Here is a 21,543-nt window from a genome sequence, read left to right as displayed (position 1 = left end):
TCAAACACCTGGACGAAAGGCTAGCTCGCCCCGCTGGCCGAGGCTGTGCTCATCGCTGAAGTGATTGCTGATCGAGGCGTTCCGAACGCCCCCTCGGCCTCATCGGCATGACTCCAATCCGCTTTTGACCCCGCCAATTCTCACCATGACCCGTGCCCGCCAACACACACTTGCGTGAATCAAATTATTATCATAAATTGGCGCCAATCGTGGATACAGCGAAGAAGCAAACCCGACATGACCAACGCCGACGCCATCTGGACCCTTGTCGAAGCCAAGCGGGAGATCTTCTTCGGCCTCAGCGACCGGGTCTGGGACACGCCCGAGACCAACTATATGGAGTTCGCTTCCGCCGATGCGCATGCGGCCATCCTTGCGACCGAAGGCTTCCGTGTTGCGCGTGGCGTTGGCGGCATGCCCACAGCCGTCATCGGCGAGGCGGGCGCAGGCGGGCCGATCATCGCCATCCTTGGCGAATTCGATGCCTTGCCGGGTCTGAGCCAGGAAGCGGGTATTGCACAAGAACGGCCGCTCGAGGCGGGCGGGAACGGCCACGGTTGCGGCCACAACCTGCTTGGCGCCGGGGCAATGATGGCTGCCACCGCCGTCAAGGACTATCTGGCGGCGCATGGTCTTGCCGGGCGCGTCCGCTACTATGGCTGCCCCGCCGAGGAAGGCGGCTCCTCCAAGGGCTTCATGGTGCGGGCGGGTCTTTTCGACGATGTCGATATCGCCATCTCCTGGCACCCGGCGCCCTTTGCCGGCGTCAACAACCCGGTCTCGCTGGCCTGCAACGAGATCGACTTCCATTTCACCGGCAGGGCCGCCCATGCTTCCGCCGCGCCGCATCTGGGGCGCAGTGCGCTTGATGCGCTGGAATTGATGAATGTCGGCGTCAATTTCCTGCGCGAGCACATGCCGTCGACCGCGCGGATCCACTATGCCATCACCGATGCCGGCGGCAATGCGCCGAATGTCGTGCAGGCCCGCGCCACCGCACGCTATCTGGTGCGGGCCCGCAGCCTGCCGGAACTGCATGCCCTTTCCGCCCGTGTCAGCGCCATTGCCGATGGTGCTGCACTCATGACGGGCACGACAGTGCAAAGCCGCATCGTCAGCGGCGATGCCAATCTTGTCGGCAACACGCCGCTTGAAGACCTGATGCATGCGCATCTCGAACGGCTCGGCCCGCCGGTCTTCGACGATCAGGATCGCGCGACGGCCGAGGAATTCCAGAAAACTCTTTCCGCCGAGGACGTTGCCTCTGCCTTCGAACGCTTCGGCATGAAGTTGCGGAAGGGTGTGGCACTCTGCGATGCGATCTTTCCGCCCGAGAGCGGCGCCGGCACGCTGGTCGGCTCCACCGATGTCGGCACGGTAAGCTGGGTCGTGCCGACCGTGCAGATGCGCGGCGCCACCTATGCGATCGGCACGCCCGGCCATTCCTGGCAGCTTGTGGCGCAAGGCAAACTGCCCGCCGCCCACAAGGGCATGGAGCATGCCGCCAAGGTCATGGCCGCAACCGCGCTTGATCTGATCCGCAGCCCCGACCTCATCGCGGCTGCCAAGCACGATCATGCCGCCCGGCTTGACGGCACCCCCTTCGTCAACCCGATCCCCGACGATGTCGATCCGCCGATCCCTGTCGCGGCGCTGCGCTGAGGCCCTCACCGGATGGAGACGCTACCGTCATGAACCCGCCCAGTTTCCTTGACATCCTCAGCTTTGGCCCGGACGGCTGGGGCCAGATGCTCGCCACCGGCGCGCTGATGACGATCCTGATCGCGCTTGCCGGTTTCGCCATCGGCGGCATCATCGGCACCTTCGGCGCCTGGGCCAAGGTTTCCGGCGGGCCGGTCCTTCGCGTCATGGCCGAAACCTATACGACGGTGCTGCGCGGCATACCGGACCTGCTGGTCATCTATCTCTTCTACTTCGGCGGCAGCGCGGTCGTCAGCGCCATCGGCCACCTGTTCGGCGCCGAGGGTTTCGTCAGCTTTCCCGGCTTCATCGCGGGGGCGCTGGCGGTCGGGGTCACCTCGGGCGCCCAGCAGACCGAGGTCTTCCGCGGTGCCTTCCGCGCCGTGCATCCGGGCGAGCTGGAGGCGGCAACCGCCTGCGGCATGGGCCGGGCGCTGAAATTCCGCCGGATCATCGCGCCCCTGACGCTGCGCCATGCCCTGCCTGGCCTTGGCAATGTCTGGCAGGTCGTGCTGAAGGAATCCGCCCTCGTCTCGGTCACGGGCGTCGTCGAACTGTTGCACCAGGCGCAGACCGGTGCAGGCTCCACCGGCCTGCCCTTCGACTTCTACCTGGTCGCGGCCCTCATCTATCTCGCCATCTCCACCCTGTCCGGCTTGCTGCTCCACGCCTCCGAGCGCCGGTTCTCGCGCGGCGTCAGGAGGAGCTGATGGACATCGCCTTTCTCGCCGAGACCTTCGTCAGCCTCGTCGGCGCCCTGCCGCTGACGCTGGAACTGGCCGCAACCGCAATCCTGCTTGGCGCCGGGCTTGCGCTGGCGTTGGCGCTGTCGCGTCTCTCGGGCATCCTCATGCTCGACTGGCTCGCCCGCCTCTACGTCTTCGTCTTTCGCGGCACACCGCTGCTCGTCCAGATCTTTCTCATCTACTACGGCCTCAGCCAGTTTCCCGCCGTGCGGCACAGTTTCCTGTGGCCCGTCCTGCGCGAACCCTACTGGTGCGCGGTGCTGGCCCTGATGCTGAACACCGCGGCCTATGCCAGCGAGATCATCCGCGGCGGCCTCCTTTCGGTGCCGCACGGGCAGATCGAGGCGGCGCGGGCCTGCGGCATGCCGCGCATGATGATCTTCCGCCGCATCACCCTGCCGCTTGCCATCCGCCAGGCCTTGCCCGCCTACGGCAACGAGATGATCGCGATGGTGAAGGCGACCTCGCTCGCCTCGATCATCACCCTCATGGAGATCACCGGCGTCGCCGCCCGGATCATCTCGGAAAGCTACCGGGTGATCGAGGTCTTCGTGGTCGCCGGCACGCTCTATCTCGCCATCAACTTCATCCTCACCCGGCTCATCGCCCGGCTCGAACGCCGGCTGAACCCGGCCGAGCGCCGACCGCTACCTCTCGCACTGCCGCTCACGGGAGAACCCCATTGACCGCGTCCGCCTCATCCACCCCCGTCGCCATCCGCATTCGCGACCTGCGAAAGCACTTCGGCTCGCTGGAGGTGCTGAAGGGCATTTCCATCGACGCGCATGAGGGCGAGGTCATCTCCATCCTCGGCTCGTCGGGTTCGGGCAAATCCACCCTGCTGCGCTGCATCAACCTGCTGGAAACCCCGAATTCCGGATCGATTTCCATTGCCGGTGAGGAAATCCGCCTGAGGGAGGCCCGCGACGGTCGCAGCCGTCCCGCCGATCCCCGCCAGGTGGACCGCATCCGGTCCGAGCTTGGCATGGTCTTCCAGAGCTTCAACCTCTGGTCGCACCGCACCGTGCTGGAAAACGTCATCGAAGCACCGATCCATGTGCTGAAGCGACCGCGCCGGGAGGCCATCGAGGAGGCGGAGGCGCTGCTTGCCAAGGTCGGCATCGCCGACAAGCGCAACCATTATCCCGCCCATCTCTCCGGCGGCCAGCAGCAGCGCGCCGCCATCGCCCGCGCGCTCGCCATGCGGCCCAAGGCCATGCTTTTCGACGAGCCGACCTCCGCGCTTGACCCCGAGCTTGTCGGCGAGGTGCTGCGCGTCATGCGCGGGCTCGCCGAAGAGGGGCGCACCATGCTGGTCGTCACCCACGAGATGGGATTTGCCCGCGATGTCTCGAACCGGGTGGTCTTCCTGCATCAGGGCGCCATCGAGGAGGAAGGCCCTCCGGAACAGCTATTCACCCGCTCCAACTCCGCCCGTTTCCGGCAGTTCATCACCGCCTGATGCGGGGCCGTTGCCGAAAAATCCGTCAATCACCAAGAAGGGAGAAGACCTATGAAGAAGACGACCATCGCAACTGCGCTTGCCGTTGCCGCCAGCCTGCTCACCGGCGCCGCCGGCGCGGAGGAAAAGGCTTGGACCAAGATCACCATCGCCACCGAGGGCGCCTTTCCCCCCTACAACCTGACCAAGCCGGACGGCACGCTTGACGGCTACGAGATCGAGCTCGCCCACTATCTCTGCGCCCATATGAAGGTGGAATGCACCATCGTGCCGCAAGCCTTCGACGGGATGATCCCCGCGCTCGATGCCGGCAAGTTCGACGCGATCATGGCCGGCATGTCGGCGACGGAAAAGCGCAAGGAGGTCATCGACTTCTCGATCTCTTACGGCAGCACTGGCCAGGCCTTCGCCGCCCTGAAGGGCAGCGATCTGGAGAATCTGCCGCTCAAGGGCGAACTCTTCTCGCTCGCGACCAACGAGGCAGGCGCCCGCAAGGCCGCCGAGGACCTGAAACCGCTTCTTGAAGGCAAGACCATCGGCGTGCAGACCGCCTCGATCGCCGCGCGCTTCGTGGACGAATACCTGAAGGACGCGGTCGCGGTCCGGGAATACAAGACGACCGAACAGCATGACCTCGATCTTGTCGCGGGCCGCGTCGATCTTGTCATGGCCTCTATGGGCTATCTGATGACCGCCGTGGAGAAGCCGGGCAATGCCGACATGGCCATTGTCGGCCCACGCTTCCAGGGTGGCATGCTTGGCGCCGGCAGTTCCGTCGGCCTGCGCAAGAGCGACCCGGAACTGAAAGCCCTCTTCGACGACGCGATCACCGCCGCCAAGGCAGACGGCACGATCAAGCGGCTCTCCGAGAAGTGGTTCGGCTTCGACCTGACGCCCCAGTGACAGGTTTCACCAAGTGACGCGGCCGCGCGGTCATGGGCTGCGCGGCCCCTTTCCGCAACTTCATGCCTTTGGCGGCGCTTGCCTGATGTGGATTTCGATCAGGCGCTTCAACTCGGCCAGATCGCCCGCCTCCAGCGCATCGACCATCAGATGATGCTCGCGGGCGGATTGCTCGATGCGCGCGCGGGTGCGCCATTGTGACACCGGTGCCGAAACCGTGCGCTGGCGGATTTCCGAAACAAGTTCGACCAGCTCGCGGTTGCGGGCAAGCTCCAGCAATGCCCGGTGGAAGGCGAGGTTGGCGTCGTAGTGTTCCAGAATCGAGCCGCGGAAGGACATATCGTCAAATTGCCGCGCAAGCGCGCGCAAGGCCTCGATGGCCTCGGGTGTGGCATGAGCGATCATCAGATGCGCGACGGAGGTTTCCAGGATCACCCTGATGTCGCTGATGTCCTGCGACCGCCGCTCGTCCACCACATGGACCTGATAGCCGCGATTGGGAATATGCTGGACCAGCCGCTTCTGCGTCATTCGATCCAGCGCGCGGCGAACTTCCGGCCGCGTGCAGTCGTAGCGTTCCTCCAGATCGATCTGCTTCAGCCAGGTGCCGGCAGGCAGGGTGCCGGTCAGGATATCCTGCAGCAGAAGATCCGTGACATCGCGCGTGTCTACACTCTGATTTGCCGCCATCTCATCCCGCTGCATCTTCCACGTGACGCCCAAAATTGGCGCCATTATGGAGTGCTATGATGACATGGTCTGAAAATCAAGGCAGATTGGCCGCAAGGATGCCATGACGGCTCGCCTGCAAGGTCCTGGACGAGACCGACGATCCTTCTTCACCGATCCACATCCCCTTGTCGCAGGTTCAGTATTCTTTGCCCGCATCGGTGCTGTCAGACGACCAGGCACCCATCATGCGCCTTGGCCGTCATCGGCCTGCCGTCGGTAGGCCCGCGTTTCGTCCTCGGGAAGCGCCTTCCAGATCGGCAGCAGAAGTCCTTCCAAGTTGTGCAGGGTGGATTCCGAAAGACTCGGGCACCTCGGCGGGCTCGGCAGTCCATGCAGAGGCGATGCGAACATGCTTCGACAGGGAAGCCTTCTCTTGAAACCCTTGCCAGTCGGCGCGCCATCTTCCGGCGCAACCGCTTGCAAGCCAGCAGGGGGCAATCCTTGCCAAATCCCTAACGTCCGCGACCAAGCCATTGATTTCATTTGGTCGAAAAATCTGTCCACCGTGGACAGCCTATTTTCCCACCCCCTCCAGGGGCCGCACCATCGTCGTCGACGAGGCGAATCCGAACAGGAACCGCAGCACCCCCAGCTCCTCGGTCCTGACCGCCCGGAACCCCTGCCGTTCATACAAGGCCCGCGCCCGGAAGTTGTCCTGGATCACGTCCAGCCGGACCGAGCCATACCCCCGCTCCGCCGCCTCCCGATACAGCGCCCCCAGCAGCATCGACCCGATCCCTTGGCCCCGGTGGGCCTTCCCCACGCAGATCCCGTCGATCAGGAAGCGGTCGTTGTCGACCTCCCGCCCCAGCGCCCAAAGGACGCCGCCCCGCCACCTCCCGCCCCATCTGCCGTAGACCTCGGTCAGGTCGTCCCAGGACCCGCCAGCGAAACTTCCCGCCGGGGTCTTGTAGCCCGCGATCCCGACCAGCTTGTCCCCATCGACGGCGGCAAAGCAGAGGTCCCCCCGGATCACCCGCTGGAAGAACCGCAGCGCCCGCTCGTCCGGCCCCAGCACCCGGCCCAGCTTGCCGCCGAAGGCCTCCCAGTACAGCCGCGCCGCCTGCGGGCGCAGGCTGGAATGCAGGCCCCGGAAGATCGTCACGCCCATGACAGCGCCTCGGCCAGCAGGGGGGCGTGGCCCGCACCGAGGATCCAGCCTTCTTCCGCCGCCTCGGGCGGGGCATCGAACAGGGGCGCAAGCCGGTCGGCCCGCGCCAGCCGGTGCAGGGCCCGCGACAGGAGCCGCACCTGCGCCTGGTCGGCGGTCAGCCCCTCGGCATTGGCCAGGATCGCCACCGGACCCGCCAGCAGCGACGGATAGACCTCGGCCAGCACCACCGGAGCATCCGGCGCAACGAAGGGCCAGACCGCGACGCCGGGCAGTTGTGACAACCGGTGGATCATCGGCAGGCCCAAGAGGCTTTGCGACCCGACCGAGCCGGGGTTGAACAGCATCCAGGGGCTTTTCGCGCGCGGCACTGCCGCTTCCGCCGCGCGGGCCTCAGCCAGCCCCAGCGCCGCATAGTCGATCCCCGCCCGGCGGAAGGGGAGACCGGGCCAGGACTGGTCCGTCGGGTGGCTCCAGAAGGGTCCGGGGCCTTCGGGGAAGGCGGCGTTGATCCGGGTGGCGACCTCGAAGCGGTTGTTCCGGTTGCCCTCGTCGGTGATCGCCGCCGCCAGCCAGCGCCAGACCGCTTCGGCCCGGGCTTCGCCGGTCAGCCGCGCGGCGAAGCCCGCCGGATAGCCCATCGCGAAGTCGAAGCCGATCAGCAGCCGCATCCCGGCGGCTCGCGCGGTCTCGATCAGCGTCCCCAACTGCGCCTCGGCCCCGGCGCGGGTGCGGTGGTGCCATTCCGCGCCGCCCTCGGCGTCGTGACAGCCGATCCAGACGGAATTGGCCCGGTTGGTCGCGCTGGTGGGCAGGTTCGCCGCCGACCAGTCGACCACGATCACCCGGTCAAACAAGCCCGACCTCGCCCAGGATGAAACCGGCCACGGCGCCGGTGTCGTTCAGGTCCAGCACCGGCACCTTCAGCCTCAGCGCCGCATCCGTCGCCACCGCGCGGACCAGCGGGTCATGCGGCTGGATCAGCGGATGGCCCGTCTCTTCGCGCCAGACCTCGACCTTCGGATGGGCGTCGCGCTTGTAGCCTTCCACCAGCACCAGGTCGACCGGAGCCAGCCGCGCCAGCACCGCCGGAAGCTCCGGCTCCGCCTCCCGGTGTTCGACCATGATCGCCAACCGACCGGCCGAGGCCAGCACGACCTCGCGCGCCCCCGCGATCCGGTGGCGGTAGGTGTCCTTGCCCGGATGGTCCAGGTCGACATCATGGTGCACGTGCTTGACGGTCGAGACGGAGAACCCCCGCCCGGTGATCTCGGCCACCAGGCGTTCCATCAGGCTGGTCTTGCCCGAATTCTTCCAGCCGATCACGCCATAGACCCTCATGCCGCGCCTTTCAGCAGGGCCTCGGCGGCGACAAGGTCTTCGGGGCTGTTCAGGTTCAGGAAGGCGCGCGGATCGGAAAACACCGCGCGGGCGGCATCGTGCGCCTCGGTGAAGCGCCTGACGCGGGCCTCGCCCCCGGCCAGGAAGGCGGCAAGCGCCGGGGCCAGCCCCACCGGCCAGATCGCCGTCACCGGATGGTCGCCGCCCGCATCCGACGCCAGCGCCAGCCCACCCGGCGAGGTTTCGGCGGCCAGAAGCAGTTGCGGCACCAGGTCGCCGGGCAGGAACGGCGTGTCGACCGGGGCCGAGACGACATGCGTCGCCCCCAGCGCCGCCGCAGCCGTCAGCGCCGAGAGCACGCCCGACAGCGGCCCCTGCGACCGGTCGTCGGCCAGCACCGGACAGCCGAGCCCGGCAAACCGCGCGGCATCGCCGTTGGCCGAGATCAGCACCCGCTCCACCTGCGGCTCCAGCCGGTCCAGCACATGCGCGATCAGCGGGCGCCCGGCGAGAGGCAGCAGAGCCTTGTCCGCCCCGCCCATCCGTCGACCCTCGCCCCCTGCCAGGATGACTCCGAAAATCCGCAAATCGCATGCCTTTCTACCGCAGGCGAAAGCCTACCGCATCGCGTGGCCGGTTCAAGGGAGGCTCACTCCAGCGGCGTGCCGTCGTGCTGCACCAGGAGGATGCCGTGGTTGTTGTCGTCATCGTCGTCGGTGATCACGCGGGTGGTGACGCCCGGCAGCTTGCCGAATTCCTTCGACAGTTTCTTCGGCGCGAAGGTGTGCCGCAGCGATTCAAAGCCCGGCAACCCGCTCAGGATCGACGAGGTCGCATTGGTGCACATCGCCTTGCCGACCGCGCCGTAATTCTCGACCCGCTGCAGCGCCAGCTCGGCCACTTGCGGAGAGACGTAGATCTTCTGCTCGATCGTGTCGTAGGTCTCGCGGGTGTGGTAATCGATGTAGAAGGCCAGGGCCTTGTCGTTCATGCCGAAGGTGACGTCGTTCCGTTCCGGCAGCTTGGGGTGATACCAGGTGCCCGCCGGGTCGAAGATCACCCGTTCGGAGGCATTGACCAGAATGGCCGAATGCGCGCCCGAGCCGGTCGACTTGTTCACCACGGTATAGAGCGTGATGTAGTTGGGCGGCCCCTCGACATAGCGGACGGCATCCACCTGTTCCTGCGGCGCCCATTTCGGCTCGGCACAGGCGGTCAGGCCCAGAAGGGCGATCAGGCACAGAAGGATGCGCATCGGCCCGGGTCCCACTCTGCCCGGGATCAGGAATTCGCCAGCGCGAGGAAGATCAGGACGCCGATCGCAATGCCGGCCACCCAGATCGACACATGGATGAACCCCGCGAAGGTCTTTTCCTTGTCGCGGATGTCCATCGTGCCCTGGACGTGTTCGGCGTGGTGGTGATCGGCCATGATGCAGGTCCCTGAATTTCGGTCGTTCCCAGCCCCATAGCCTATTCGCCGGGGCCTGTCACGGGGTAGCGGCCTAGCCGGCCGAGGCGTCGCCGGAATCGCCACCGATCCAGCCCGAGTTCAACTGGAACCCGATCCGGCGCGGCGGCTCCAGCTTTTCCTCTTTCGGCACGGCGCGCAGCGTGACGGAAAGCTGGGTCACATGCTGGATCAGCTGGGTCTTCGCCCCGTCCTCGTCGCGACCGTAGAAGGTGATGATGTCGGGCTCGAAATAGCCCAACCCCTCGATTCGCAGGACCCCGGATTCGTCCGATGCGAAGCCCATCGCGATCTCGTGCTCGGCGTCCAGCTCGCTTTCGAAGTTGCGGATATACATGACCAGCCGGTCATGCGCCCATTCGGCAGGGCTTTTCGGACGGTTGGTCGCCACTGTCTTCGCGCCTGCCTTCTTGGCCGCAGGCTTCTTCGGCAGCGGAGCCTTCTCGGCCGGGGCCTTCGGGGCTGGGGTCTTGGCTGTGGCCTTGGCCATCGGACGTATCCTTCGCTTCGGGGTCCGGCCAGAGAACGAAATCCCGCCCGGACCCGCAAGGGGTCAGGACAGGCCTGCCTCGGCCTCGATCCGGGCTTTCGACTTCCGCTCGCGCTCGGTGGCGGATTTCAGCTGCCCGCAGGCGGCCATGATGTCCTCGCCGCGCGGGGTGCGGATCGGCGAGGCATAGCCCGCGTGATAGATGATATCGGCGAAGGCGTGGATCCGGTTCCTCGACGACCGTTTGTAGGGTGCGCCGGGCCATTCGTTGAACGGGATCAGGTTCACCTTGGCCGGGATGCCTTCCAGCAGCTTCACCAGCCGGTGCGCGTCTTCCTTGCTGTCGTTCACCCCGTCGAGCATCACATATTCGAAGGTGATCCTCTCGCTGTTCGACAGTCCGGGATAGGCCTTCAGCGCCTCCAGCAGCGTGGCGATGTTCCAGCGCTTGTTGATCGGCACCAGCACGTCGCGCACCGCGTCCGTGGTGGCGTGGAAGCTGACCGCCAGCTGGCAGCCGATCTCGGTCGCGGTCCGGGCGATTTCCGGTACGACGCCGCTGGTCGACAGCGTGATCCGGCGACGGCCAAGGGCGATCCCCTCGCCGTCCATCACGATCAGCATCGCGTCGCGGACATTCTCGAAATTGTAGAGCGGCTCGCCCATCCCCATCAGCACGATGTTGGAGATGAGCCGCACCTCTTCCTTCGGGGCGCCCGGCACCGGCCATTCGTCCAGATCGTCGCGCGCCATCATCACCTGGCCGACGATTTCCGCCGCGGTCAGGTTGCGCACCAGCTTCTGCGTACCGGTGTGGCAGAAGGAACAGGTCAGAGTGCAGCCGACCTGCGAGGAGATGCACAGCGTCCCCCGGTCGGTTTCCGGGATATAGACCACCTCGACCTCATGACCCCCGGCGATGCGGACCAGATACTTGCGGGTGCCGTCTTCCGAAACCTGCCGGGTGACGACCTCGGGAATCTCGATGGTGAAATTCTCGGCCAGGAGTGCGCGGTAATCCTTGGCCAGATTGGTCATCAAGGCGAAATCGCGGACGCCCCAGTGGTAGACCCATTGCCAAAGCTGGCCTGTGCGCATCTTCGCCTGCTTCTCCGGCGTCCCGGCAGCAATCAGCGCCGCCCGCAGTCCATCGCGCGTCAGGCCGACGATGTTGGTCTTCCCACCCACGGGCAGCTTGCGCGGGATCGTCAGCACGTCTTGCGTGATGGGGGCGGTCATGGGCAGATCCTTTGGTCGGGCCTTGTCACAGGCGATCTGGTGTGGAGGCGGATATAGGCGAGGCGCGGCAAAAAGAAAAGCGCCCCGCAATCGGGGCGCCTTCCGCAATGGTCAGTGGCCTACTGGCAGCGCTTCCCGGCGTCTTCCATCGCGGCGGTGAAGCCGCGCAGGGAGAAGGTGTCGACCGTCTGGGTGCCCCGGCCCGACCGCGCTGTCAGCGTGGCGTTCGTCCCCGCTTTCAGCGCCGCCAGAAGCTTCGCATCATCCTCGGTGCTGCCCGGCCAGGCCCATTCGCCATCGGTGAACAGCTGGAACGCATTGCCATCCACCGAAACCTCGACGGTCGAGCCGCCCGCGAACGGGTAGCCGCCGGTAAAACTGATCTCGCCCGGTTTGCCGGGACGGAAGGTCACGAACAGAAGGATGTCACTGCGAGTAACCGCTGCCGGTTTGCCATCTCTGGTATTCACCGATTCCTTCGGCTTCGAGACGCCCCAGCATTCCTTGGGGCTTTCCTCGGTGAAGACGTTCCAGTCGGTCATCGTGGCGACACGATTGGTCGATTCCTGAGCCGAAACGGGGGCCTGGGCCGCAGCCCCGGCAAGCGTGATCGCGGCAACCGCAAGCGTGCGACCGAAAAGGGATGTCATGGTTGACGAGAGCCTCCAAGCTGTCTTCGTGCCTTGCCGTCTGCTCTGCCTTTGCGGCCCTTTTGACTGGCGCGGCGCCGTTCTACCCGATATTCCAGCCATAATCAAAACCGCCATTCCGCGAAAGCCCTCTGGGCGACAATTCGCGCATACGTGACGAAGGATCAAAGGGGGAATAGATGGCGAAGGTCAGCGAAGGGGCGGTTCCGGTGCTGGAAGTCTGGCGCGGTGGCCTTCTGGAATGCGTGCATCAGGCCCATGCGGTGATCTGCGACGCCAAGGGCGTGGTCGCGGCCTGGGGTAACCCGCAGGCGGTGATCTTCCCGCGGTCCTCGGCCAAGATGATGCAGGCCCTGCCATTGCTGGAAACCGGGGCGGCGGATGCGCGGGGCCTGAGCCAGGCCCATCTCGCGCTCGCCTGTGCCAGCCACCGGGGCGGGCATGTCCATGTCGACCTTGCGGGGCGCTGGCTGGCCGACCTTGGCCTTGGCGAATCCGACCTGCGCTGCGGCGCGCATGAACCGGGCGACCTGACCGAACGCAACCGGCTGATCGAGGCCCACGAAAAACCCTGCCAGCTGCACAACAACTGCTCGGGCAAGCATTCCGGCTTCCTGACCGTGACCCAGCACCTGAAGGCCGGGCCGGAATATGTCGAGATCGACCACCCGCTGCAAAAGGCCGTCCGTGCCGCGACCGAGGAAGTCACGGGCGAGACGGTCGCGGGCTGGGGCGTCGACGGCTGCTCTGCCCCGAACTTCGCGATGACGGTGGAAGGGCTGGCCCGCGCGATGGCGAAATATGCGGTCGCCCGCGAAGGCCACGGCGCGCGGGAAGACGCGATGTTCCGCCTGACCCGCGCGATGGCGGCCCACCCGCACCTCGTCTCGGGCGAGGGCGAGACCTGCACCGAACTGATGCGCGCGATGGGCGGCAAGGTGGCGATCAAGGGCGGGGCCGAGGCGGTCTATGTCGCCATCGTGCCGGAAAAGGGCCTGGGGATCGCGCTCAAGGTGGTGGACGGCGGCTACCGCGCGGCCGAGGCTTCGATCACCGCGCTGCTGGCCAAGGTCGGCGCTCTCGACCCGGCGCATCCGGCGGCGGTCAAGCGCATGGCCGGCGTGCAGCGCAACTGGCGCGGGCTGGAGACCGGGTTCTACCGCATGGCCGACGGTTTTCCGGGCTGAATTGCCGGGTTGATTAAAGGGGGGAAGCGGGTAAGCTTTCCCCATGAACGCCGAAGCGCCGATCCCGTTTCCGCAGTCCAGCCGCCTCGCGGAGGATGTCCGCTTCGACCGCAGGGAGCTTGGCCTGATCCTGCGGGTCTATGGCCGGATGGTCGCCGCCGGGGAATGGCGCGACTATGCCATTGCCGCGATGCGCGACCTTGCGGTCTTCGCCATCTTCCGGCGTACAGCCGAAACCCCGCTCTACCGGATCGAGAAGCGCCCGAAACTGCGGGCACGGCAGGGGCTTTATGCCGTGGTCGGCATGGATGGCCGGGTGCTGCGCCGGGGCCAGGACCTGGATCAGGTGCTGAAAGTGCTGGAAAAGCGGCTGATCGGCCCGGTCTGACCGCCCCGCTCCTCGTTCGGCTTCGCCTCCTCGTCGCAAGATATGCGCCCGGAAAGAAGGTCAGAAGGTCCCGAAAGCGCCGACCAGGTCACACCCTCTGCCGCGCCAGAACCAGCCCGCCGCCGCCCGCCGAAATTCTCCCGACGGCATCCTTGATCCCCTCATAGGCCACCGACATCGTGTGCCCGTTGGCATGGATGATCCGGTCGCGGTCGGCCACCAGCGCCACATGCCCCTTCCACAGGATCAGGTCGCCCCGCCGCATCGGCTCGTTCGCGGGCAGCAGGCGACCCAGAGCCATCTGCATGTCGCTGTCCCCGGGGCAGGGCTTGCCGCAGCAATGCATCGACAGTTGCACCAATCCCGAACAATCCAGCCCGAAACGCGAATTCCCGCCCCAGAGGTAGGGCGTGCCGAGCAGGCTTTCCGCCACCGTCACCGGATCCTCGGCCCAGTCGCCCAGAGCCCGCAGGTGGCGCAAGGGCACAAAGCCGTGCGGCGTGTTGGCCCAGGCTCCCCAGGACCCCACCACCGCCAGCCGCGTCCCCAGGCTCAGCGCCATCTTCTCGCGCGCCTGGACCTGTGGCTCGGTATAGAGATGCGTCCCCGGTGCTGCGACCCAATGCGTCGGCGCCGGGCCTTGGCCCAGATCGCCCTCGGCCATCCAGCCGCAATAGCCGTCCTTGGCCGACATCACGAAGACATGGCCCTTGTCGCGGTCGATCACCGTCGCCGCCTCGCCCATCAGCAACTGTCGGTCGCGCGCGCCGCCCGGGCTGTCGCACAGGTTCGCCACCGGGACCGTGACCTGGGCCTGCAAGCCCTCGGTCAACGGGGCGTTCACCACGCCTGACAGCGAGACATGCGCCACCCGGCCGGAGTAAGGCGTCAGCCGTCTGTCCATCGCTTGCTCCTCACCTCGCACCGCACTGCGGACCTCTCTACCACACCGGATCCCGGCCTCTGCCGGGAGTACCTAGACCTTCATCATCGCGGGCAGGCCTTCCAGGATCGCCCGCGCGCCCTGTCCCACACCGCCCTTCGGCCGCGCCGGCTGGTCGGTCGGGGTATGGCCGTAGATATCGAAATGCATGTAGCGCGGCCCCTCGACGAAGCGCCGCAGGAACAGCGCCGCCGTGATCGACCCCGCGAAGCCGTAGCCCGGCGCGTTGTCAAGATCGGCGATCCCCGGCTCGATCACGCTGTCATAGGCGTCGTGGAACGGGAGCCGCCAGACCGGGTCGAAGCCCGCCTTCGCCCCCGCCTCAAGCGCGAGCGAAAGACCGGCGTCGTCGGTGTAGTAGGGCGCAAGGTCCGGCCCCACCGCCACCCGTGCCGCGCCCGTCAATGTCGCCATGCTGATCAGCACGTCCGGGTGGCCCTCGCAGGCATAGGCCAGCGCATCGCCCAGGATCAGCCGCCCCTCGGCATCGGTGTCGTTGACCTCGACCGTCAGGCCCTTGCGGCTGGTCAGGATGTCCTTCGGCTTGATCGAGCTGCCCGAGACCAGGTTTTCCACCGCCGGGACCAGCACCCGCAGCTGGACCGCCAGCCCCAGGCCCATGATCATCCGCGCCAGCCCCATCACCGTGGCGGCACCGCCCATGTCCTTCTTCATCAGGCTCATGCCGGTGGACGGTTTCAGGTTCAGCCCGCCGGTATCGAAACAGACCCCCTTGCCGACCAGCGTCAGTTTCGGCCCCTTCTTCCCCCAGTGCAGGTCCAGCAGCCGGGGCGCGCGCGGACTGGCGCGGCCGACGGCATGGATCATCGGGAAATTCTGCGCCAGCAGGTCGTCGCCCCGGATCACCTGCGTCTCGGCTCCGAACTCGCCTGCCAGGGCCAGAAAGGCGGCTTCCAGCTCTTCCGGCCCCATGTCCTCGGCCGGGGTGTTGATCAGGTCGCGGGTCAGCGCCTCGGCCTCGGCCATCGAGATCAGGCGTGCGGCATCCAGCCCCTCTGGGCAGACCAGCCGGGGCAGGGTGGCGGCCTTACGCCCCGGGCGATAGCGGTCGAAGCGGTAACCCGAAAACAGCCAGGCCAGCGCCGCTTCGGTCTTTTCGGAAGGATCCAGCGCACCCTCAAGCACCCAGTCGCCGCCAGGCAGGCCCGCCACCGCCTTGGCGAGGCCAAAGCGCAACCGCCGCCGGGCCTGGGCCGAGCCGTAGCCCGCCACCGCGCCCGCGACGCCGCCATCTTTGCCCGGCAGAAGCCGAAGCTCGCCCAGCCCGGCCTCGAACCCGGTGGCGGTCAGCCATCCGGCCCAGGGCGCACCGGCCCCGGCAAGAAAGGCCGCCATGTCTTCGGGCCGCAGGACATGCAGCGGCCGTGTGGCGGGCGAACGGTTGGCAAAGGCGAAAGTCTGGGCGCTTGGCATCGGTGATCGGGCGTTGTTTCCTGTCCTCAATTGCCGGAAATTCCGGCCAGTTAGCAAGCCTTTCCAGAGGATTGCGGTGATTTGCCGGAAATTCCCCGCCAATCCGCTCGGCCCGGCGCCCACTGTCGCATGGGAGCAATCCCGCCCTTCGCCATCCGGTTGCGAGCGCAACTCGTTCTGCAACCGGATGCTGTGCGATTCCGCGCCCGTGCAGTTGTAAGCTTCAGACCGACTGGTCGACCAGCCCGGCATCGGTGGCCAGCGACCGTTCGGCCACGCGAAGAAGCCGCGCCCAGACCGCCGAAAAGGCCGTGCCTTCCGCCCGTTCCAGGCAGGTTCGCGCGTCCCCCGCGACCGTGGCCAGCGTCAGCAGCCCCAGGTCTGCCGCCAGCCTGCGCAGTCGACCCAGTTGCCGCGCCAGGTCGCGCAATTCCTGCGCTCGGACCTTTTCGGCGATCCCCGCCATCGTCAGCGCCAGTTCCCCCAGAGCTCGCGTCACCATCTGTTCGGCCACCGGCGCGCCGAGGTTGCGGTAGATCAGCGCAATCGCCTCGACATCCTGGCGCACGACCTCTCGTGGCCTGAGAGGGACAATCTCTCCCATCATTCACACCCAAGTTACATCACACCCAGCGCCAGCCTGGACCCTCTTGCTGAAGAATTGGTTGCCCGCCGCCCGCTCGGCCCGGATTTTGCCCCTCGAATTTTCGGCAAATGCAGCATAGGGAAGGGGCGACACCAGAGGACGATGCCCATGAACTCCATCCGCCCCCTGCCTGCCTACCTGGTCCAGCGCTTCCACGGCTGGCGCGCGACCACCTACCAGGACAACCGCGCCTGGTATCGCCGCCTGGCCGAAAGCGGCCAACATCCCCGCGCGATGGTGATTTCCTGCTGCGACAGCCGGGTCCACGTCACCTCGATCTTCGGCGCTGATGAAGGCGAGTTCTTCATCCACCGCAACATTGCCAACCTGGTGCCGCCCTACACCCCCGACGGCGAACGCCACGGCACCTCGGCGGCGGTGGAATATGCCGTCACCTCGCTGGGTGTCGCGCATATCGTCGTCTTGGGCCATTCCAACTGCGGCGGGGTCAAGGGCTGCCATGACATGTGCCGCGGCCATGCCCCCGCGCTGGAGGAAAAGACCAGCTTCGTCGGTCGCTGGATGGACATCCTGCGCCCCGGTTTCGACAAGGTCTCGCACCTGCCCGACGCCGAGATCCTGCAGGCGCTGGAGAAAGAGGCGGTGCTGACCAGCCTGGAAAACCTGCTGACCTTCCCCTTCGTGAGACAGGCCATCGACAACGACCTTCTCACCCTGCACGGGCTGTGGAACAATACCGGCGAGGGGCTTTTGGAAAACTACGACCCCGCGCGCGGTGGTTTCTTCCCGGTGTGACGCGAAAAGGCCAGGCGGAGCGATCCGCCGGGCCTTTCGTATTGCGTCACGCTGCCGCCGTCACCGCGCGCCCGGTCAGCACCTTGACCAGGTTCGCCCGATAGGCAGCCGAGCCATGCAGGTCGGCGATCATTCCCGCCGGATCGACCTTCAGCCCCGACAGCGCCGAGGCCGAGAAGTCCGCCGACAGCGCGCGTTCCGCCTCGGCCCAGCGGAAGACGCCATCGTTGCCCGCGCCAGTCACCGCCACCCGCACCCCGCTCGGGAACTTCGCCACGAAGACCCCGGTCAGGGCAAAGCGGCTGGCGGGCTGGTTGAACTTCACATAGGCGGCCTTCTGCGGGATCGGGAAGACGACGGACGTCACGAACTCGCCCTCCTCCAGCGCCGTCGAGAACAGGCCCTGGAAGTAGTCGTCCGCCGCGATCTTCCGCTTGCTGGTCACCACCGTCGCACCCGAGGCCAGCACCGCAGAGGGATAGCACGCCGCCGGATCGTTGTTGGCGATCGACCCGCCGATGGTGCCGCGCGACCGCACCGCCGGATCGCCGATCCCCCCCGCCAAAGCCGCCAGCGCCGGGTAATGCGCGCGGGCTTCCCTTGCGACAACCGCATGCGGCGTCGCCGCGCCCACATGCAGCCCGCCATCGCCCGTGCAGACCCCCCGCATCTCGGCGATGCCGGTCAGGCTGACCAGCACCCCCGGCGCGGCCAGCCGCTGCTTCATCGTCGGGATCAGCGTCTGCCCGCCCGACAGCGCCTGCGCCCCATCCGCCGCCAGCGCCTTGGCCGCATCGGCAATCGTCGAGGGTTTTGCGAACTCGAAGTTGTGCATGATGTCCTCCCCTCAGCCGTTCACAGCCTGCCAGACCCGCGACGGCGAGACCGGCATGTCGATATGCGTGACGTGGGTATGCCCACCTCTCTGCAAGGCGTCGATCACCGCGTTGACCACCGCCGGGGGCGACCCGATGGCCCCCGCCTCGCCGCAGCCCTTCACCCCCAGGGGGTTGTGCGTGCAGGGCGTCTGGCAGGAATAGTCCACGTTGTAGAACGGCACGTCCTCGGCCCGGGGCATCGGATAGTCCATGTAGGACCCGGTCAGAAGCTGCCCGTTCTCGTCATAGGTGGTGAACTCGCACAGGGCCTGGCCGATCCCCTGGCCCACGCCGCCATGCACCTGGCCCTCGACCACCATCGGGTTCATCACGTTGCCGAAGTCGTCGGCGCAGTGGAAGGCCACCACGTCGACCTTGCCGGTGCCCTCGTCCACCTCGACCTCGCAGATATAGGCGCCTGCGGGATAGGTGAAGTTGGCCGGGTCGTAGAAGGCGGTCTCTTCCAGCCCCGGTTCCAGCGTCTCCAACGGGTAGTTGTGCGGGACATAGGCGCTGAACGCGATCTCGCCGAAGGTCTTGGCCTTGTCGGTCCCCGCCACGCTGAACTTGCCGTCCGCGAAGGTGATATCGCCCTCCGACGCCTCCAGCATATGCGCGGCGATCTTCTTGCCCTTGGCGATGATCTTGTCCACCGCCTTGGCCATCGCCGTGCCGCAGACCGCCAAGGACCGCGAGCCGTAGGACCCCATCCCGAACGGGATCTTCGAGGTGTCGCCATGCACGATCTCGACTGAGGTCTCCGGTATCCCCAGCTTCTCTGCCACGATCTGCGCAAACACCGTCTCGTGCCCCTGGCCGTGGCTGTGCGCGCCCACCATCACGCTGAGGTTCCCGGTCGCGTTCACCCGCACCGTCGCCGCATCGTAAAGCCCGACCCGGCTGCCCAGGATGCCCACCAGATGCGACGGCGCGATGCCGCAAGCCTCGATCCAGGTCGAAAGCCCCATGCCCCGCAGCTTGCCGCGCGCTTTTGACTCCGCCGCCCGCTTGCCGAACCCGGCGACATCGGCCATCGCCATCGCCCGGTCCAGCGTCGCCTGGTAGTTGCCGGTGTCATACACAAGGCCCACCGGCGTGGTGTAGGGGAACTGGTCCGGCGTCAGCAGGTTCTTCCGCCGCACCTCGAACGGGTCGAGGCCCAACTCGCGGCACATCTTGTCGATCACCCGCTCCAGGCTGAAGGTCGCCTCGGGCCGACCCGCCCCCCGGTAAGCGTCCACCGGCGCCGTGTTGGTGAAGACCGTCTTCACGTTCACATAGACATGCGGCACCTTGTAGGGCCCGGCCATCAGCGTGCCGTGCAGGAACGTGGGCGTCGCGGTCGAGAAGTTCGACAGATACGCCCCCACATTCGCCAGCGTCTCGGTGCGGATCGCCAGGATCTGCCCGTCCCTGGTGCAGCCCAGCTCGATCTTCGTCACATGGTCGCGGCCATGCGCATCGGTGAGGAAGCTTTCCGACCGCTCCGCCGTCCAGCGCACCGGGCGGCCCAGCTTCTTCGCCGCCGCCAGGACCAGCGCCTCTTCGCCATAGTGATAGATCTTCGACCCGAAGCCGCCGCCCACGTCGGGTGCAACCACGGTCAGCTTGTTCTCCGGGATACCCAGCACGAAGGCCGCCACCAGCAGCCGGGTCAGGTGCGGGTTCTGGCTGGTCGTCGTCAGCTTGTAGTCGCCCGTGCCGGGGAAATACTCGCCGATCGACGCGCGCGGCTCCATCGCGTTCGGCACCAGCCGGTTGTTCACCAGGTTCAGCGTCACCACATGCGGCGCGGCCTTCATCGCCGCATCCACCGCCGCGCGGTTGTCCTCGATCCAGCCCCAGTCGAAGCAGAGGTTGTCGGGAATCTCGTCATGCACCCGGTTCGAGGCATCCGCCACCGCCGCCTTCATGTCGACGATGGCCGGCAATTCCTCGATCACCGAATCCTCGGCCAGCTGCTCGGCGGCATCCTTGGCCTGTGACAACGTTTCCGCGATCACCGCCGCATAGGCGTCGCCGACATGGCGCACCTTGCCATGCGCCAGAACCGGGCGCTTCGGCTCGCGCATCGGGGTGCCGTCGCGGCTGTTGATCAGCCAGCCCGCCGGGTTGCCGCCGACATCCTTGAAATCCTCGCCGGTGAAGATGGCCAGCACGCCCGGCATCGCGGCGGCCTTGGCCGTGTCGATCTTCTTGATCCGCCCATGCGCGACAGTCGAGCGGACGAAGACCGCCGCCGCCTGCCCGTGCAGCGCCATGTCATCGGTATAGACCCCGCGTCCGGTCAGGAAGCGGATATCCTCGCGGCGCTTCTGGGGCGCGCCGATCCCGTGATCCTTCGGCATCTCTCCCCCCTATTCCGCAGCCAGCGCGCTGACGTCCTGCCCAGAGGCAGCCATCACGGCCTTGACGATGTTGTGGTAACCCGTGCAGCGACAGATGTTGCCGTCAAGGTAATGCCGCACCTCGGCTTCCGTGGGCTTCGGGTTCTCCGCCAGCAGCGCGGCAGAGGACATCACCATCCCCGGCGTGCAGAAGCCGCATTGCAGCCCGTGATGATCCTGGAACGCCTGCTGGATCACCCCCAGAGAGCCATCGGCATTCGCCATCCCCTCGATGGTCTTGACGTTCGCCCCCGCCACGTCCTGCGCGAAGACGGTGCAGCTTTTCACCGGCTGGCCGTCGACATGCACCACGCAGGCGCCGCACTGGCTGGTGTCGCAGCCGACATGGGTGCCGGTCAGCGCCAGCCCCTCGCGCAGGAAGGCGGACAGAAGCGTCCGCCCCTCCACTTCCCCGGAAACGGCCCTGCCGTTCACGGTCATCGAGACCTTGGTCATGCTTCTCCCTCCCTGGGTATTCCTGGGTTTGCGCCGGTTCAGCCAAGCAGTCGTCTGAACCAACCCTTCGTCTTTTCCCCCGAATCGGCAACAGCTTCTTCGGGCGCCTCCTCCGCATCCGGCTCCTCCACCGCGGCCTGGAAGCGGGTGAAGAACTCGTCCGCCAGCTTCTTCGCGAAACTGTCGATGATCCGGCTGCCCAGCTGCGCGATCTTGCCGCCGACATTGGCCTCGGCGGCATAGGTCAGCCGCGTGCCGCCCTCCATCGGCTCGAAGCTCACCTCCGCGCCGCCCTTGGCAAAGCCCGCGACGCCGCCCTTGCCCTCGCCGCTGATCTTCAGCGACTTGCCCGGCACGATGTCGGAAAGCTGCACCAGCCCGGTGAAGGTGGCGCTGACCGGCCCGACTTTCTGCTTGACCACCGCCTCATAGCCCCCGGCGACGGATCCGGTCAGGCTTTCGCAGCCGGGAATGCATTCCTTCAGCACCTCGGGGTTCAGGATCGCGTCCCAGACCACTTGCGGGTTGGCCTTGATGTCGCGGGTGTCGGTCAGCTTCATGGAAAGTCCCCCTCTTGGCACCAGCCTAAGGGGCGACCCGACCCCCGCGCTATGCTGCATAAG

General features: G+C 66.6%; 25 protein-coding genes. 8 read left to right on the top strand and 17 right to left on the bottom strand.

The genetic code is table 11. The annotated features are described in order from the left end of the window. The first annotated feature begins 237 nt into the window (after positions 1 to 237). Genes ACE3P6_RS05755 through ACE3P6_RS05735 form a run of 5 tightly spaced genes read left to right on the top strand, consistent with a single transcriptional unit; the run spans position 238 to position 4,812 of the window. Entirely contained in the window at positions 238 to 1,662 is a 1,425-nt protein-coding gene (locus ACE3P6_RS05755; protein ID WP_374392560.1) for a M20 family metallopeptidase, read from the top strand. Between the two features lie 29 nt (positions 1,663 to 1,691). Then, on the top strand, positions 1,692 to 2,411 hold the full coding sequence (locus tag ACE3P6_RS05750) for an ABC transporter permease (RefSeq protein WP_374392557.1): 720 nt from the start codon (positions 1,692 to 1,694) through the stop codon (positions 2,409 to 2,411). Beyond that, on the top strand, positions 2,411 to 3,133 hold the full coding sequence (locus tag ACE3P6_RS05745) for an ABC transporter permease (RefSeq protein ID WP_374392555.1): 723 nt from the start codon (positions 2,411 to 2,413) through the stop codon (positions 3,131 to 3,133). Before ACE3P6_RS05750 ends, ACE3P6_RS05745 begins: the two co-directional genes overlap by 1 nt. Next, entirely contained in the window at positions 3,130 to 3,909 is a 780-nt protein-coding gene (locus ACE3P6_RS05740) for an ABC transporter ATP-binding protein (protein ID WP_374392553.1), read from the top strand. The genes ACE3P6_RS05745 and ACE3P6_RS05740 overlap by 4 nt, the downstream gene beginning before the upstream one ends. Before the next feature lie 51 nt (positions 3,910 to 3,960). After that, entirely contained in the window at positions 3,961 to 4,812 is an 852-nt protein-coding gene (locus ACE3P6_RS05735; protein ID WP_374392551.1) for a transporter substrate-binding domain-containing protein, read from the top strand. Between the two features lie 60 nt (positions 4,813 to 4,872). On the opposite strand, the gene ACE3P6_RS05730 is transcribed toward ACE3P6_RS05735, so the two are convergent. The 10 genes from ACE3P6_RS05730 to ACE3P6_RS05685 form a co-directional block, all read right to left on the bottom strand. Continuing rightward, complete coding sequence (locus ACE3P6_RS05730) at positions 4,873 to 5,502, bottom strand: GntR family transcriptional regulator (protein ID WP_374392548.1); 630 nt, start codon at positions 5,500 to 5,502, stop codon at positions 4,873 to 4,875. 556 nt (positions 5,503 to 6,058) lie between these two features. Beyond that, on the bottom strand, positions 6,059 to 6,655 hold the full coding sequence (locus tag ACE3P6_RS05725) for a GNAT family N-acetyltransferase (RefSeq protein ID WP_374392545.1): 597 nt from the start codon (positions 6,653 to 6,655) through the stop codon (positions 6,059 to 6,061). After that, the gene (locus ACE3P6_RS05720; RefSeq protein ID WP_374392543.1) at positions 6,646 to 7,500 is read right to left on the bottom strand and encodes a molybdopterin guanine dinucleotide synthesis; all 855 of its coding nucleotides are present in this window, start codon (positions 7,498 to 7,500) and stop codon (positions 6,646 to 6,648) included. The genes ACE3P6_RS05725 and ACE3P6_RS05720 overlap by 10 nt, the downstream gene beginning before the upstream one ends. Before the next feature lie 4 nt (positions 7,501 to 7,504). Then, the gene (mobB, locus tag ACE3P6_RS05715) at positions 7,505 to 7,996 is read right to left on the bottom strand and encodes a molybdopterin-guanine dinucleotide biosynthesis protein B (RefSeq protein ID WP_374376165.1); all 492 of its coding nucleotides are present in this window, start codon (positions 7,994 to 7,996) and stop codon (positions 7,505 to 7,507) included. Beyond that, positions 7,993 to 8,583, bottom strand: a complete 591-nt coding sequence (gene mobA / locus ACE3P6_RS05710; RefSeq protein ID WP_374392541.1) for a molybdenum cofactor guanylyltransferase MobA — start codon at positions 8,581 to 8,583, stop codon at positions 7,993 to 7,995. Before mobA ends, mobB begins: the two co-directional genes overlap by 4 nt. Positions 8,584 to 8,645: 62 nt before the next feature. Then, on the bottom strand, positions 8,646 to 9,251 hold the full coding sequence (locus tag ACE3P6_RS05705) for a hypothetical protein (RefSeq protein WP_374392539.1): 606 nt from the start codon (positions 9,249 to 9,251) through the stop codon (positions 8,646 to 8,648). Positions 9,252 to 9,277: 26 nt separating this feature from the next. Continuing rightward, entirely contained in the window at positions 9,278 to 9,427 is a 150-nt protein-coding gene (locus ACE3P6_RS05700; protein WP_374376171.1) for an aa3-type cytochrome c oxidase subunit IV, read from the bottom strand. A 73-nt stretch (positions 9,428 to 9,500) separates the two neighbouring features. Then, positions 9,501 to 9,956 (bottom strand): DUF6173 family protein, encoded by a 456-nt coding sequence (locus ACE3P6_RS05695; RefSeq protein ID WP_374392536.1) that lies wholly within the window; start codon positions 9,954 to 9,956, stop codon positions 9,501 to 9,503. A 63-nt stretch (positions 9,957 to 10,019) separates the two neighbouring features. Next, positions 10,020 to 11,201, bottom strand: coding sequence for a 23S rRNA (adenine(2503)-C(2))-methyltransferase RlmN (gene rlmN / locus ACE3P6_RS05690; protein WP_374392689.1), 1,182 nt, complete (start codon positions 11,199 to 11,201; stop codon positions 10,020 to 10,022). Between the two features lie 113 nt (positions 11,202 to 11,314). After that, positions 11,315 to 11,845, bottom strand: a complete 531-nt coding sequence (locus ACE3P6_RS05685) for an invasion associated locus B family protein (protein ID WP_374392534.1) — start codon at positions 11,843 to 11,845, stop codon at positions 11,315 to 11,317. A 179-nt stretch (positions 11,846 to 12,024) separates the two neighbouring features. Here ACE3P6_RS05685 and ACE3P6_RS05680 point away from each other — a divergent pair, with 179 nt between their 5' ends. Beyond that, a complete protein-coding gene (locus ACE3P6_RS05680; protein WP_374392532.1) occupies positions 12,025 to 13,032 on the top strand; it encodes an asparaginase in 1,008 nt (335 codons plus the stop codon). A 43-nt stretch (positions 13,033 to 13,075) separates the two neighbouring features. Further along, complete coding sequence (locus tag ACE3P6_RS05675) at positions 13,076 to 13,420, top strand: DUF2794 domain-containing protein (RefSeq protein ID WP_374392530.1); 345 nt, start codon at positions 13,076 to 13,078, stop codon at positions 13,418 to 13,420. A gap of 88 nt (positions 13,421 to 13,508) precedes the next feature. On the opposite strand, the gene ACE3P6_RS05670 is transcribed toward ACE3P6_RS05675, so the two are convergent. From ACE3P6_RS05670 to ACE3P6_RS05660, 3 genes are all read right to left on the bottom strand, one after another. After that, positions 13,509 to 14,324, bottom strand: coding sequence for an NlpC/P60 family protein (locus ACE3P6_RS05670; protein WP_374392528.1), 816 nt, complete (start codon positions 14,322 to 14,324; stop codon positions 13,509 to 13,511). A gap of 72 nt (positions 14,325 to 14,396) precedes the next feature. Further along, a complete protein-coding gene (locus ACE3P6_RS05665; RefSeq protein ID WP_374392526.1) occupies positions 14,397 to 15,797 on the bottom strand; it encodes a M17 family metallopeptidase in 1,401 nt (466 codons plus the stop codon). 223 nt (positions 15,798 to 16,020) lie between these two features. After that, positions 16,021 to 16,365, bottom strand: a complete 345-nt coding sequence (locus ACE3P6_RS05660) for a hypothetical protein (protein ID WP_374392524.1) — start codon at positions 16,363 to 16,365, stop codon at positions 16,021 to 16,023. Between the two features lie 186 nt (positions 16,366 to 16,551). On the opposite strand from ACE3P6_RS05660, the gene ACE3P6_RS05655 reads away from it, so the two are divergent. Then, a complete protein-coding gene (locus ACE3P6_RS05655; protein ID WP_374392521.1) occupies positions 16,552 to 17,199 on the top strand; it encodes a carbonic anhydrase in 648 nt (215 codons plus the stop codon). 46 nt (positions 17,200 to 17,245) lie between these two features. On the opposite strand, the gene ACE3P6_RS05650 is transcribed toward ACE3P6_RS05655, so the two are convergent. From ACE3P6_RS05650 to ACE3P6_RS05635, 4 genes are read right to left on the bottom strand one after another with little or no spacing between them, the layout of a single operon-like run. Then, complete coding sequence (locus tag ACE3P6_RS05650; protein ID WP_374392520.1) at positions 17,246 to 18,034, bottom strand: xanthine dehydrogenase family protein subunit M; 789 nt, start codon at positions 18,032 to 18,034, stop codon at positions 17,246 to 17,248. 12 nt (positions 18,035 to 18,046) lie between these two features. Continuing rightward, positions 18,047 to 20,425 (bottom strand): xanthine dehydrogenase family protein molybdopterin-binding subunit, encoded by a 2,379-nt coding sequence (locus tag ACE3P6_RS05645; protein ID WP_374392517.1) that lies wholly within the window; start codon positions 20,423 to 20,425, stop codon positions 18,047 to 18,049. A gap of 9 nt (positions 20,426 to 20,434) precedes the next feature. Then, entirely contained in the window at positions 20,435 to 20,920 is a 486-nt protein-coding gene (locus ACE3P6_RS05640) for a (2Fe-2S)-binding protein (protein WP_374392514.1), read from the bottom strand. Between the two features lie 38 nt (positions 20,921 to 20,958). Continuing rightward, complete coding sequence (locus ACE3P6_RS05635; protein ID WP_374392512.1) at positions 20,959 to 21,480, bottom strand: CoxG family protein; 522 nt, start codon at positions 21,478 to 21,480, stop codon at positions 20,959 to 20,961. Between the last annotated feature and the right edge of the window lie 63 nt (positions 21,481 to 21,543).

Source organism: Tabrizicola sp. (assembly GCF_041911175.1).
Lineage (GTDB): Bacteria > Pseudomonadota > Alphaproteobacteria > Rhodobacterales > Rhodobacteraceae > Tabrizicola.
The sequence above is the reverse complement of the archived record's forward strand: the minus strand, read 5'-3'. Positions and strand labels throughout refer to the sequence as shown.

What these genes read in the sequence shown, in the direction of transcription:
- ACE3P6_RS05645 (WP_374392517.1), bottom strand. Translation starts at nt 20,425, where the DNA reads ATGCCGAAGGATCACGGGATCGGCGCGCCCCAGAAGCGCCGCGAGGAT.
- ACE3P6_RS05635 (WP_374392512.1), bottom strand. Translation starts at nt 21,480, where the DNA reads ATGAAGCTGACCGACACCCGCGACATCAAGGCCAACCCGCAAGTGGTC.
- ACE3P6_RS05730 (WP_374392548.1), bottom strand. Translation starts at nt 5,502, where the DNA reads ATGGCGGCAAATCAGAGTGTAGACACGCGCGATGTCACGGATCTTCTG.
- ACE3P6_RS05650 (WP_374392520.1), bottom strand. Translation starts at nt 18,034, where the DNA reads ATGCACAACTTCGAGTTCGCAAAACCCTCGACGATTGCCGATGCGGCC.
- ACE3P6_RS05670 (WP_374392528.1), bottom strand. Translation starts at nt 14,324, where the DNA reads ATGGACAGACGGCTGACGCCTTACTCCGGCCGGGTGGCGCATGTCTCG.
- ACE3P6_RS05755 (WP_374392560.1), top strand. Translation starts at nt 238, where the DNA reads ATGACCAACGCCGACGCCATCTGGACCCTTGTCGAAGCCAAGCGGGAG.
- ACE3P6_RS05685 (WP_374392534.1), bottom strand. Translation starts at nt 11,845, where the DNA reads ATGACATCCCTTTTCGGTCGCACGCTTGCGGTTGCCGCGATCACGCTT.
- ACE3P6_RS05745 (WP_374392555.1), top strand. Translation starts at nt 2,411, where the DNA reads ATGGACATCGCCTTTCTCGCCGAGACCTTCGTCAGCCTCGTCGGCGCC.
- ACE3P6_RS05750 (WP_374392557.1), top strand. Translation starts at nt 1,692, where the DNA reads ATGAACCCGCCCAGTTTCCTTGACATCCTCAGCTTTGGCCCGGACGGC.
- ACE3P6_RS05705 (WP_374392539.1), bottom strand. Translation starts at nt 9,251, where the DNA reads ATGCGCATCCTTCTGTGCCTGATCGCCCTTCTGGGCCTGACCGCCTGT.
- ACE3P6_RS05700 (WP_374376171.1), bottom strand. Translation starts at nt 9,427, where the DNA reads ATGGCCGATCACCACCACGCCGAACACGTCCAGGGCACGATGGACATC.
- ACE3P6_RS05725 (WP_374392545.1), bottom strand. Translation starts at nt 6,655, where the DNA reads ATGGGCGTGACGATCTTCCGGGGCCTGCATTCCAGCCTGCGCCCGCAG.
- ACE3P6_RS05640 (WP_374392514.1), bottom strand. Translation starts at nt 20,920, where the DNA reads ATGACCAAGGTCTCGATGACCGTGAACGGCAGGGCCGTTTCCGGGGAA.
- ACE3P6_RS05675 (WP_374392530.1), top strand. Translation starts at nt 13,076, where the DNA reads ATGAACGCCGAAGCGCCGATCCCGTTTCCGCAGTCCAGCCGCCTCGCG.
- ACE3P6_RS05665 (WP_374392526.1), bottom strand. Translation starts at nt 15,797, where the DNA reads ATGCCAAGCGCCCAGACTTTCGCCTTTGCCAACCGTTCGCCCGCCACA.
- ACE3P6_RS05680 (WP_374392532.1), top strand. Translation starts at nt 12,025, where the DNA reads ATGGCGAAGGTCAGCGAAGGGGCGGTTCCGGTGCTGGAAGTCTGGCGC.
- ACE3P6_RS05655 (WP_374392521.1), top strand. Translation starts at nt 16,552, where the DNA reads ATGAACTCCATCCGCCCCCTGCCTGCCTACCTGGTCCAGCGCTTCCAC.
- ACE3P6_RS05695 (WP_374392536.1), bottom strand. Translation starts at nt 9,956, where the DNA reads ATGGCCAAGGCCACAGCCAAGACCCCAGCCCCGAAGGCCCCGGCCGAG.
- mobB (WP_374376165.1), bottom strand. Translation starts at nt 7,996, where the DNA reads ATGAGGGTCTATGGCGTGATCGGCTGGAAGAATTCGGGCAAGACCAGC.
- ACE3P6_RS05735 (WP_374392551.1), top strand. Translation starts at nt 3,961, where the DNA reads ATGAAGAAGACGACCATCGCAACTGCGCTTGCCGTTGCCGCCAGCCTG.